This window comes from Candidatus Zixiibacteriota bacterium, from assembly GCA_040753495.1.
GTDB lineage: Bacteria > Zixibacteria > MSB-5A5 > GN15 > PGXB01 > DYGG01.
Genome location: JBFMEF010000120.1, coordinates 1 through 12,288, shown reverse-complemented (window position 1 = coordinate 12,288; position 12,288 = coordinate 1). Strand labels below are relative to the sequence as shown.

Here is a 12,288-nt window from a genome sequence, read left to right as displayed (position 1 = left end):
TGCAGGAATCGAGTCCGGCCAGTCCGACGGCGTGCAGGAAAATGGCGACGCCGAAAATCCAGAGGGAGAGTTTTTTGGCGCGCGGTGACACGGTGCTGAACAAAAAGATGGCTCCCAGCCCGAAGAAGAGCGCCGTATGACCGTTGAGGTGAACATGAGAGAGCTTGAGATTATCTTCAAATGTCTCCCAGGCTGACTCTTCCCCCGGCTCGGTGAATTCCTCGGCGTTTGATTCATCAATCGGCTCCTGCTCGCCGGAGTCGGACCAGTCGGGGGCGGTAACGGCCTGGTCATCGGAGAGGATGGTTTCCATGTCAGCCTGATAGTCGTACTCTTCCGATTCTTGATGCCCGAAGATGCCCGATTCCACCGTTGCCAGCGTTGTCGCCCAGAGGAAGACCGCCAGCATAAGAAAAGTAAACAGCCCTACAAAGAGTTTTCCGTAGGGCGGCAGTTTTGTCAGATTGAAATCGTTAAACATAGACCGCTCCTGTCTCTATTGGATTCCGTTCCATAAAGTCTTCATGAGCAAGCTATCGCGCTACCCGCGGACTTTGACGGTCTCGAGGATTTTGTTGACAATGGCGATAGTATCGACGCCATCGGCTTCGGCATTGAAGGAGGTTACGATGCGATGCCGCAGCACCGGAAGCGCCGCAAAGCGGACGTCATCGGGACCGGGGGTGGGCCGTCCATCCAGAATTGCCCGGGTTTTGGCGGCAAGTATCATATATTGCGAGGCGCGGGGACCGGCCCCCCAGGAGACCCAGTTCTTGATGAAGTCGGGAGCCGAGCCGTTATCAGGACGGGTAGCGCGGGCAATATCGACCGCGTACTGGATGAGATGGTCGGAGACCGGCACTCGTCGCACCAGTCTTTGAAGCGATATTATCTCGGCGGCATTTAGAATCTTGTCCAGAGAATGCTGGGCGGTGACGGTGGTGGTTTTGACTATCTGATGTTCTTCCTGCTCCGAGGGATAATCGACAAAGATATTAAACATGAACCGGTCGAGCTGGGCTTCGGGAAGCGGGTAGGTTCCTTCCTGTTCGATCGGGTTCTGAGTAGCCAGCACAAAGAACGGCTCATCAAGTTTGAAAGTCTGCCCGGCGGCAGTGACCTCGTGTTCCTGCATAGCCTGTAGCAACGCCGCCTGCGTTTTTGGCGGAGTTCGGTTGATTTCATCTGCCAAAATGACATTAGCGAAAACAGGACCTTTGACATATCGAAAAGCCCGCTTGCCGGTAGCGTGGTCATCCTCGATAATTTCGGTGCCGGTGATATCGGAGGGCATCAGGTCAGGGGTGAACTGGATACGATTGAACTTGAGGTCTAAGATGTTGGCTAATGTTGAGATAAGGAGGGTCTTTGCCAGGCCGGGCACCCCTACCAGCAGGCAGTGACCAGATGAGAGCAGGGCAATCAGAAGTTGCTCGATGACTCGCTCCTGCCCGATAATTACCTTGGCGATTTCCTTCTTGATGGCGTCATGAGACCTCTTAAGTTCTTCAACGGCAACGAGGTCATTATTATTGGCTACAACCATTTATACCTTTCTATGAGACGGCATTTCATACACGGGTTGGTCAATTTCAATAAGGGGACCTCCCCTGATATCGATATGATTATATCCGTACTTCTACAGATAAGTCCAAAAAAGATTATCAGTTGTGGAAAAGAAGGCAATTGCGGGATTCATTTTGATACCCCAATATTCACGGAATCAGGAGGTTAGCGTCTTTTCCACAAAATCAGAAGCTTATCCACAGAATGTAGATATCCCTGAAAGGGGGTTATTTGTCATCAGTTTGCTTCTTTCCGGCCGTGAAGAGCGGCTCTTCCTCTTTTTCCGGCGGAAGGAATCCGAATCCAGGCTTCCCATCTTTCATCCGGCAGGAACCGCAGAAGATCGCTCCTTGCTCCACAATCAGGGATTTGGTCTTGATATCGCCTTCGACATCAGACTTTGCCTGTAGTTCGACTCTTTCAGAGGCGACCAGATTTCCGACAATCTTTCCGGCGACCACGGCGGCTACCGCCTCGACTTCTGCCTCTACATATCCCCCGGCGCCGACCGTAACGGTATCGGAGCAGATGATCTTTCCTTTGACGGTCCCGTCAATCCTGACAGCTCCCTTGATATCCAAGGTCCCGGTAAAGACCGTATCTTTGCCAATAAGGGTGTTCATTATTCCGCCCTCTGGTTTACTGGTTTGATATTTCATGTTCCGCAATATATTTTAAAGGGTTAACCGGTTTTCTGTTGACGCGAACTTCGAAATGAAGGTGCGGCGCGGTCGATTTGCCGGTATTGCCGGTATTGGCGATTCGTGTTCCGGCGAAGACTTCGCTGCCGACAGCGACAAAGAGTTCGCTGTTGTGACCATAGACTGTTTCCACATTGTCACGGTGCTCCAGAATTACCATTAATCCGTAGGTAGAGTCGTATCCGGCATAGGTGACAGTGCCGTTGGCGATGGCATAGACGGGGGTGCCGATGGCGGCGGCGATATCGACGCCGGGATGGAAATCGGTCTCGCCATCGGAGTAGCCGCGAGTCATATATCCTTTCAGCGGCATGCCGCCGAACGACTCCCGGCTGATTTCCAGCTGCCCTTCTTCATTTTCCGCCATCTGCTCCTCCAGTTCGGCGAAGATGACCGAATCGGGCGGCAATTCCGGCAGTTCCAGATTGATGCCGGCCAGCAAGGCGATCCGGCTCACCACGGCGCGGGTATCGCGCATATTTTCTTCCAGTAGAGCCAATTTGTACTTATACAACTTAAGCGATTCATTTTCCTTTTCCAGCCGATCGGCGTCGGCCGCCCGCATCATTATCCGCCCGTAAGAGGTGAATATGATAATCAACGCGACCGCCAGCAGCACCACCGCGGCAACCAGGACTTTGAATATCCATGATTTCACTCTGATGCCGAACGGTTTTTCCACCCCTTCCGGCACAATCATCAGGCTGTAATATTTTACCTGTCCCATTTCACTGACGAATCTTTTTAAACAAGTCCAAAAGCCGCTCCAGGTCTTCTTCGCCGTAAAATTCCACTTCGATTTTCCCCCGTTTAAAGCCGGGGGTGATTTTGACGGCGGTCCCGAGAATCTGTTTGAGCTGATTTTCCAGCTCCACTATTGCCGGTAGTCTCTTTTTCGGCAGGGATTTCCGTTTTCTCAAGACCTTTATTGATTCTTCGGCCATCCGGACGGTGAGATTGTCGGCGACAATCCGCTCCGCCAGTTTGACCTGCGACAGTTCGTCATCAAGCGCCAGTATAGCGCGGGCATGCCCCTCGGTCAATTTTCCGGCGCGAATCAGTTCTTTGACCTTTTCGGGAAGATTCAGCAGGCGGACGATGTTGGCGATGGCGGTGCGACTCTTGCCGACCCGCGCGGCCAGTTCCTGCTGGGTCAGGCGGGATTCATCCATGAGACGGCGAAACGCCTCCGCCTCTTCCAGAGGATTGAGGTCCTCCCTCTGGATGTTTTCGACCAGGGCCATCTGGAGCATGTCGGTCTCGTTGGTTTCATCCATCAGGAGAGCGGGAATTTTTTCCAGTCCCGCCAGACGGGCGGCTCGAAAACGCCGCTCGCCGGCAATCAGGATATATCCGTTATCTTTCTTCTTGACAATAATCGGCTGCAGCACTCCCTGGGTTTTAAACGATTCGGCCAGCTCCTGCAAAGAAACGTCATCAAAGTTCCGCCGCGGCTGCGCCGGATTGGGGATTATCATATTGACCGGTATCTGGCGAAAGGAACCGCCGCCGGCTGTTTCCTCCTGGGACGGTATCAGGGCTTCCAGCCCCCGCCCCAGAACCACTTTGCCGCTCATCTGCTGAGTACCTCCTTGGTCAGCGCCAGATAGTTTTCGGCGCCGGTGGATAGAATGTCGTAGAGAATTATCGGTTTCCCGAAACTGGGGGCTTCAGAGAGCCGGACATTTCGATTGATAACCGTATTATAAACGCGCTGACTGAAAAACTTGCGGGCTTCCTCGGCGACCTGACGGGAAAGGTTGAGCCGTCCATCGTACATGGTCAGCAGCACCCCTTCAATCTCCAGGCCGGGATTGAGATTTTTCTGCACCAGTTGTATGGTGTGAAGAAGCTGTCCCAGCCCTTCCAGGGCGTAATATTCGCACTGTATCGGAATCAGGACGGAGTGAGCGGCGGTAAGGGCATTGATGGTGAGAAGTCCCAGCGACGGCGGGCAGTCGATGATAATAAAATCGTACTGTTCCTGCACGGGCGCCAGCGCCTGCGCCAGGATTCGTTCGCGGGAGAACAGGGAGACCAGTTCCACCTCGGCGCCGACCAGCGAGATGGAGGAGGGGGCGAGATTCAAAAAGGACAATTCGGTCGGCATTATCACCTCCAGCATGGTCTTTCTGCCAATGAGGACATCATAGACCGATGATGCCACTTTTGCCTTATCGACGCCCATCCCGGAGGTGGTATTAGCCTGGGGGTCGATATCAATTAGGAGGGTTTTCTTTTCGGCCACCGCCAGACAGGAAGAGAGATTGACGGCGGTAGTGGTCTTGCCGACTCCCCCTTTCTGATTAGCCACTGCCATTATCCGCGCCACGTTAGACCTCAAATGTTGTTACGACCAAAATTATTCATAGGTGACTATTAAAAGGGTTTTAAATGAATTGGGCAAGGATAATCTTTCAGGGCGCCGGTGTGAATACGGCAAAGCTGCGGAGAATTTCTCTGTCATCGAGATAATAATGATAGACAGCAGGTTGAAGCGCTTTGGCGGCAGGAGTTTTTGATTCTATTGAGGAATAATAGATGAAATGTCCTTGAGGGTGAAGAAGCGAAAGAACTCGAGTCAGGAGCGGCTTATCGAGGCGGACATATCTCATCGTGGCGGCATCGAAGGAGGAATGGGAAAGAGACGATGAGGTCTCCATGAAGTTGGCATTGATAATCTCCGCCGATAGAGAATATTTTTTCTGCAGCGATTCGAGGAAGCGGGCTTTTTTCGTGGTTCGTTCAAAGAGAACCCCCTCGATACCGCGAAAAGCCAGAAGAAGAATGATACCGGGGAAGCCGGCGCCGCTTCCGATATCGAAGAATTTTCCCCGCGGTGGAGGAAGGAATTCATAAGGAATCAGGCAATCAGCGGCGATTTTCCGGAGATCAGGGAGGTTTGTTTCACGTGAAACAATATTCACTTTAGTATTGAATTCGAGGATATCTTTCAGAAAAAGGTCTATGGCGCTGTCAGGGTCATACCTGGCAAGTATCTCCCCGGTCAGAAAAAGAGGGGGCGCAAGGGATGGCTTCGCTCCTGAATCAGGCAAGGATGATTCCTTTCAGGTCCGGATACCGGAGCGGTATTTCTTGAGATGGATGGAAAGGGCCGCCAGGTCGCCGGTGGTTACTCCTTCGATGCGACTGGCTTGTCCGAGAGAGCCGGGTCGAAACCGGAGGAATTTTTCTTTGGCTTCGTTGCGGAGGCCGGTCAGATTTTCAAATGAGAATGACGGTGGAATGATATCCTGCTCCATTTTGCGGAAGCGTTCCACCTCCCGCTCCTGTTTCTGGATGTACCCATCATACTTCAGCATAATCGCGGCGCGCTCCAGGGCGTCCGCTGAAATCCCGTTATCATTAATGACGTCATGAGAATACGGGAGAATGTCTGCTGTCGAAATGCCGGGGACCTTGAGTAACTCTGCCAGGGTTACAGACTCTCGCTTGCAAAAAAATCGCGAGAGGCCATCAAGCCGCGAGACCGGGAGCGACTGCTTTTTCAGCGCTTTGATAGTTGCCGTGGTCTGGAGACGGAGGGTATCAAAGAGAGAATAATCCTCCGGCGGAATCAAACCATATTTTTGAGCATACGGGAAGAGCCGGTCGCGGGCGTTGTCTTCGCGCAAGCCGAGACGATATTCGGCACGGGAGGTAAACATCCGATACGGCTCGGTAGTTGAATGCGTGACGAGGTCGTCAATCATGACACCAATATAACCGGTAGCGCGGTCAAGTATGAAGGGCGGCTCGCCCTCAATAGCCAGCGCGGCATTGATTCCCGCCATGATTCCGAGTCCAGCCGCTTCTTCATAGCCAGAGGTTCCATTTATCTGCCCGGCAAGGAAAAGACGCTCGACCAGTTTGGTCTCAAGAGAGGCTTTGATCTGGTGTGAGGGGCAATAATCATATTCCACGGCGTACCCCGGTTTGGTAATCTGAACTTCCTCCAGTCCGATGATGGTCCGAATCGCTTTTTCCTGTACATCCTCTGGGAGCGAGGTTGAAAAGCCGTTGGGATAAATCTCATCAGTGCCGTTCCCTTCCGGCTCGAGGAAAATCTGATGGCGCGACTTATCTTTGAAGCGAAAGATTTTATCTTCGACAGAGGGGCAATAACGGGGACCGCGGGATTTTATCTGGCCGGAGAACATGGGGGAGCGATGGAGATTTTCAAGGATAACCGCTTTGGTTTTGTCGGTCGTGTAGGTTAAGTGACAGGGGGTTTGCTCCAGCCGATAAGGTGTTGTGGTATAAGAGAAAAATGGGATTGGTTCATCACCTGGTTGGATTTCACAGCGGCTGAAATCGATAGTTTTGCCATCAAGACGGGGCGGGGTGCCGGTTTTGAGTCGTCCCACCTCGAAACCGAGAGACCGAAAAGATTCGCTCAGCCGATATGCCGCTTTTTCGCCCCGGCGACCGGCCGGAATCTGTTTTTCTCCGATATGTATCAAGCCTCCGAGGAATGTCCCGGAGCAGACGATGACGGCGCGGGAAAAAATCTTTTTGCCATCTTCAGTTTCAATCCCAACGGCTCGGGCATCCTCGACCAGGAAGGCGCCGGCGGTGGCTTCAATAACCGAAATATTCTTATCCTGTCCAACAAACCGGCAGACAAAATCATTGTAGGCGATTCTGTCGGCTTGAGCGCGGGTAGACCAGACGGCTGGACCACGCGAAAGATTCAGGCGTCGGAACTGGATGCCGGTGGCATCGATGGCTTTTCCCATCAGGCCTCCGAGGGCGTCAACCTCTTTGACGATATGGGATTTCCCCAATCCGCCGATGGCCGGATTGCAGGACATAAGAGCCAGACGGGTCCGGTCCATAGTTACCAGGGCGACCTTTTTTCGCATGCGGGAAGCCGCCAAGGCGGTTTCAACCCCGGCATGTCCACCACCCACCACGATTATGTCAAAGTCAAAATGTTTCACGACAAACAATCTACTTTCCTATACAGAATCTCGAGAAGATACGGTCAAGGATCTGCTCATTATAAACTCTTCCGGTGATTTCGTCAATCTCGTTTAATCCCTGACGGAGGTCAAAGGCAGTCAATTCGGGGGAGAGTTGTTTTTTTAGAGACTGAAGGGCCTTTTTAAAATGACGGCAGGCGTTTTTCAGTTTTGTCTGATGCCTTTCGGAGGTTATGACCAGGCGGTCAGTTAAGTCCGGCAGCTCGGCACTGGTAACAGTTTTTAAGTGTCTGCGAAAATGCGCTATTCCCTCCCCGGTGAGGCAGGAAACCGGGAAGCGCGGATGAGGGAAATCAGGTGACTTCAGGGTTTCTCCGTGGAGTTTTTTTGCAATATCTATCTTGTTGTATAGTAATAAGATATTTCTATTTGACAGGCTTTTCAGGTCGGCTTGAATCTCTTTTTGCCACCCTTTGCGGGTGATATCTACCAGCCAGATAACCAGGTCGGATTCCTTAATAATTCTCTGTGCTGATGCCTGCCCCGCTTTTTCGATAATGCCAGCTTTGCCGCGCAGGCCGGCGGTATCGGTCAACTGGACCGCGAGACCATCAAGGTCAATCCATTCCGACAGATAGTCGCGGGTGGTGCCGGGAATCGGGGCAACGATGGCGCGATTCTGATTCAGGAGGAGATTGAAGAGCGAGGATTTGCCGGCATTGGGTCGGCCGGCAATGGCGATTTTGAATCCTTCTTTGATGATTCTGCCGCTTCGATAACTCTTTGTCAGGTTTTCGATAGTTTTGATGGTTTCCCCAAGTGACCGAACCAGCGCCGGGTAGCCCGCCGTCTCCAGCTCCTCTTCAGGATAATCAACGGCGGCTTCTATTTCCGCCAGAAGGTCGATAATCGCATTTCGGACCGAGTCGATTTCCAGAGAGAGACGCCCCAGGAGATTATTGCGGGCGACGCGGTAGGAATAGTCTGTTTTGGATGCTATTAGGTCGGCGACCGCTTCGGCTCGCGCCAGGTCGATTTTCCCGGAGAGAAAAGCCCGCCGGGTAAACTCCCCCGGTTCGGCGGCCCGGGCATTTTTGTGCAGGATCTCTTCGAGAATTCGTCGCAACACAAACTGCCCGCCATGACAGAATATTTCCGCCTGGAGTTGTCCGGTGTAGGAGTGTCCTTCGGGCATGACCGCCGCGGTGACTTCATCAATAACGTCGCCATCATTATCCACGATATGCCCGTAATAGAGATGAAAAGGGCGAAGAGTTGTGTCGCGGGTTTCGCCGGGGCGGAAAATGCGGGTGAGGATTTTGGAAGTCTCCGGGCCGGCGATTCGGATGGCGCCTATGCCGCCTTCCCCGGGAGGGGTGATTATCGCCGCTATGGTATCGTCATTCCTGATTTGAATCGAGGACTCCTTTCTAATGGTTACAATGATAGCGGTAGTCAGAGGGAAAATCAAGACTCTTATAATGGACTATATTGCTCTCTAATTGAGAGACGTCGCGCGGGTGGCTATGGTCTGGGAGAAGCGCGATATCTGAACAGTTTCAAAAATGGAGGGATTGATGAACTCGGATATAACAAAGAATGCAGATTGTGTGACGTATAAACTTAAGTTTATAGCACCCGGGATGTTTTTCTGCCGAGGAAGGCTCTTTCAGATACGCATCGAATTGCATATAATATAACGGGAATTGCTCAAAAAATGAACAAGTGGTTCGAGCCAAAACAGTTATCATGTTGAAAGTTAATTGGTTATGTTAAGGTACGGGAATTGCTTATTTGAGCTATACTATTTACCTTTAATTTGGGAAATATAATGGCCAAATCGTTGGTTAGACTGGTTTTGATTCTTTTCGTACTGGCCATTCCGGCGCAACTTCTTGCCGCTCCGGTGATGGTTGAGGAGATTTCCAGGAATTGGAGATTTTACCAAGACGATCATCGTTATATGTTCGCCTCCTGTGTCACCTTTTACGACCCGGAAGCCAATCCGGGGCGTATCGGAGCGTTCATATCCGGCGACGGTTACAACGGGTATCCGAGTTCATTGACCTGGGGACATACTCTTCCGGAGGGTCTGCGGGTTCCGCCTGATATCATTCTGAGGGCGAAACTTTGGGTCAATGCCGCTCTGGTGGATGAAAACAACAATGCTGTCAGTATTGAGGGAACCTGGAATTGGGACCCGCTCAACAGCTGGTCGTACGATGACAGTTACTTCGATTTGACAAATGTTGATGTCCAGGATTTCTGGAATAACAGTCCGCTGGATGTAACAGTTTATGCCGGCGAGCGGAAACTTCGTATCGATCAGGCATGCCTGATGATTGATTATAGAAGTTCCAATGTCGTTCCGGAGCCGGCCACGCTGGCCCTTTTCGGGCTGGGGCTGTCCGGTTTAGGATTGATGCGCCGTAGAAAGTAAGTGCATCCGAAGCAGAATCGGAAGACCGCCGTTGATAAAATCAGCGGCGGTTTTTTATTGGTGGAAGATATCTTCGACGGTTGGCATATATCTCTTGACTGCATATATTGAAGAGAGATTGTTACTCAGGTCAGGAGTGAGGGATGGCGCGATTGGAGTTAAAATCAGTCACGGATTTTCTGAAGCATTATCTTCTTGGGCTGTTCCGGCGGGCCGATGAACGTCATGTTATCCTGCTGGGAGGCGGGCTGGCGTTTTCTCTTTTTCTCTGTGTCATTCCGTTCGTTCTGATAATCTTCTCGATACTCGGCGCCATCCTGGAGAATGCCGCGCTGGAGACGCAGATTAACGCGGCGATAGAGCGGATGATTCCGTATGACCGTTACGCCTCTTTTGTCAAAAATTTTCTGTATCAGCGGATTGAAGAGTTTAAGGCATATCGCGGGGTGGCCGGACTGGTAGGAGCGGTGGGATTGTTCTTTGCGGCAAGCGGACTTTTCAGCAGCCTGCGAACTGTCCTTAACAGTATCTTCAAGATTGACCGGGAGGAGCATTTTCTTCGGGGAAAGTTGAAAGATTTGGGGATGGTGCTTCTGGTTATCTTCTTCTTTCTGGTCGCGACCCTTCTATTTCCGCTTCTGGATATCTCCCGCGGGATGGCGGTGCGGTTTGAGTGGCTGAAGCTGCTTCGGTTCGGCCAGGGAGAGAATCTTTTCATCGCCGCTTTATCCTTCCTTATAATTTTTGTCTGCTTTTTCATTTTTTATTATCTGATACCGTATGCCCGTCTCGGGTTGAAAGTTCCGGCGGTGAGCGCCTTCTGGGCGACGTTATTCTGGGAGATAGCGCGAAGGCTTTTTGGGTATTACATAACCAATATGGCGAATCTGAAGCAGATATATGGGGTATATGTTTTTGTCGTGGTGGTGGCGTTGTGGGTTTTTTATTCCTGTGTGATATTTATAGTTGGGGCGGAGATTGGGCAGTTGTATCGGGAGAGGCGGGAGGAGAGGTGACGCAACGGGAAAGGTCATGTTGTGTTCAAGTCCCACCGCAAGTCACCGCGGCGACCAAGGCGGTGGGGCACCGGGGCGTCAGTTCTCGTTCCGACAGGAGTCGGGAGTAGGAAGTGGCGCAACAGGAAAAGGATTCGAACCTAAGAACTGACGCAACAGGAATATCACCGCCACCGGCGGGTAGTGGAGGCGGAGTTTGTTTTGGATAAGAAATTCCATGATTATGATTTGAGTAATTTATGATCTACGCTATTCAAAAAGGCCTAATCTCAAGAGTAATCCCGGAATCATTGTCCAAAGCCCTGAGAGTCGGCGGCATGGGTGGGAGATTCCCAAAGAGGTCTCTGGGTTTACGATTTTCCCAATTTGCGAGATTTCTCTCAAATGTAATTATCTCACCTTCTAGCATTTTAATTCTCGCTCTCATGCCATGTTCCTCAGTGGTTAGGTCAGGTTTGTTAGTGATGACACGTGACCTCACATACTGATTTCTCAATTCAAGAAGCTCAACAAAGCGAGTATTGACTTCACGATACAAATCCAGAATCTGTTGGGTGCACTGGAGATCATAAACTCCCTGGTTTATTTGGACTTGCTTCCATTGCCATAATGACCCTGACCCCACAAGGGTTCCCAAGATGAACATGACCCACGACTTATTCTTAACAAGGAAATTCTTTATGCTCACGTAATCTACCCTCTCATACTATTAGGAACATATACCCTCTAATATAATGGGGATGAGTAACAATAACGAAGAAAATTGTTGTTGATTAAATGGGGGGACTCCTCAATTATAATTATTGAAGCATCAGAACTACTATGAAAAAAGAATATTTTCTAATAGCCCTGTTCTTTCTGGTCACCGGTATTTTCTTTTTTCTGTTCTACAAATTGATGATGCCGTTCTTTGCTCCGATTGCCTGGGGGGGAGTGCTGGTGATAGTTTTTTTCCCTCTGTATCGCCGGGTGGGGAAGAAAATCAAGTCGCCCAATATCTCCTCTTTTGTAACCTGCGTGATAATCTTTTTTGTGATTATCGGTCCGGCGCTTTATCTTCTGGCGTCGCTGGTCGGGGAAGCCTCCGATGCCTTCACCAGAATCAACAACGCCTACCAGAGCGGCGAACTGAAAATCTATTTTTCCAAATATCTTCCGTTTATCGAAGGGATAAAGAACCGTCTGCTTTCGGTCTATCCCGATTTAGCCAATGTCGATTTTGATTCGGTAATTAAGGATGCCGTTGCCACAGTCAGCAAGATTATCGGCGCCAAGGCGACCTCGGTGCTTGCCGATATCACCAAGACTCTGTTTCAGTTCATTCTGACCCTGTTCACGATGTTTTTCTTTTTCCGCGACGGCGACAAAGTGGTCGCGTATCTCAAGCGGTTGACGCCGCTGGAACCGGAGAAAGTGAACATAACTTATGCTTATATGAAAGAGGTGGTGGAAGGAACCATGTATGGTGGGGTGGCGATGGCAATAATACAGGGGGCGCTGGGAGGAATACTTTTCGCCATAATGGGAATTGACTCGGCGGTATTCTGGGGGGCAATCATGGCGTTCCTGGCGTTTCTTCCGCTGGTCGGTCCGTTCTTAATCTATATCCCGGCCGGATTGTACCTGATTTTGAGCGGGTC

Annotated in this window: 12 protein-coding genes; 3 read left to right on the top strand and 9 right to left on the bottom strand. The window is 51.0% G+C overall.

Annotated features, from left to right (window positions below):
- The 9 genes from AB1690_07870 to mnmE form a co-directional block, all read right to left on the bottom strand.
- Positions 1-481: hypothetical protein (locus AB1690_07870; protein MEW6015225.1), on the bottom strand; the 481-nt coding region annotated here is incomplete at its 3' end.
- 60 nt (positions 482-541) lie between these two features.
- Positions 542-1,546 (bottom strand): MoxR family ATPase, encoded by a 1,005-nt coding sequence (locus tag AB1690_07865; GenBank protein MEW6015224.1) that lies wholly within the window; start codon positions 1,544-1,546, stop codon positions 542-544.
- 247 nt (positions 1,547-1,793) lie between these two features.
- Positions 1,794-2,189, bottom strand: coding sequence for a polymer-forming cytoskeletal protein (locus AB1690_07860; GenBank protein MEW6015223.1), 396 nt, complete (start codon positions 2,187-2,189; stop codon positions 1,794-1,796).
- A 16-nt stretch (positions 2,190-2,205) separates the two neighbouring features.
- Positions 2,206-2,994: a M23 family metallopeptidase gene (locus tag AB1690_07855; protein ID MEW6015222.1), complete on the bottom strand. Its 789-nt coding sequence runs from the start codon at positions 2,992-2,994 to the stop codon at positions 2,206-2,208.
- 1 nt (position 2,995) lies between these two features.
- The gene (locus AB1690_07850; GenBank protein MEW6015221.1) at positions 2,996-3,844 is read right to left on the bottom strand and encodes a ParB/RepB/Spo0J family partition protein; all 849 of its coding nucleotides are present in this window, start codon (positions 3,842-3,844) and stop codon (positions 2,996-2,998) included.
- A complete protein-coding gene (locus AB1690_07845) occupies positions 3,841-4,599 on the bottom strand; it encodes an AAA family ATPase (protein MEW6015220.1) in 759 nt (252 codons plus the stop codon). The genes AB1690_07850 and AB1690_07845 overlap by 4 nt, the downstream gene beginning before the upstream one ends.
- Before the next feature lie 85 nt (positions 4,600-4,684).
- Positions 4,685-5,323 carry an RsmG family class I SAM-dependent methyltransferase gene (locus AB1690_07840; GenBank protein ID MEW6015219.1) on the bottom strand — a complete coding sequence of 213 codons (639 nt, stop codon included), beginning with the start codon at positions 5,321-5,323 and terminating at the stop codon, positions 4,685-4,687.
- A 12-nt stretch (positions 5,324-5,335) separates the two neighbouring features.
- Positions 5,336-7,210: a tRNA uridine-5-carboxymethylaminomethyl(34) synthesis enzyme MnmG gene (gene mnmG, locus AB1690_07835; protein ID MEW6015218.1), complete on the bottom strand. Its 1,875-nt coding sequence runs from the start codon at positions 7,208-7,210 to the stop codon at positions 5,336-5,338.
- A gap of 10 nt (positions 7,211-7,220) precedes the next feature.
- A complete protein-coding gene (gene mnmE, locus AB1690_07830) occupies positions 7,221-8,663 on the bottom strand; it encodes a tRNA uridine-5-carboxymethylaminomethyl(34) synthesis GTPase MnmE (GenBank protein ID MEW6015217.1) in 1,443 nt (480 codons plus the stop codon).
- A 360-nt stretch (positions 8,664-9,023) separates the two neighbouring features.
- Between mnmE and AB1690_07825 the strand changes: the two genes are divergently transcribed.
- The 3 genes from AB1690_07825 to AB1690_07815 form a co-directional block, all read left to right on the top strand.
- Positions 9,024-9,632, top strand: coding sequence for a PEP-CTERM sorting domain-containing protein (locus tag AB1690_07825; GenBank protein ID MEW6015216.1), 609 nt, complete (start codon positions 9,024-9,026; stop codon positions 9,630-9,632).
- Between the two features lie 143 nt (positions 9,633-9,775).
- Positions 9,776-10,648 carry a YihY/virulence factor BrkB family protein gene (locus AB1690_07820; protein ID MEW6015215.1) on the top strand — a complete coding sequence of 291 codons (873 nt, stop codon included), beginning with the start codon at positions 9,776-9,778 and terminating at the stop codon, positions 10,646-10,648.
- Between the two features lie 822 nt (positions 10,649-11,470).
- Positions 11,471-12,288: AI-2E family transporter (locus AB1690_07815; GenBank protein ID MEW6015214.1), on the top strand; the 818-nt coding region annotated here is incomplete at its 3' end.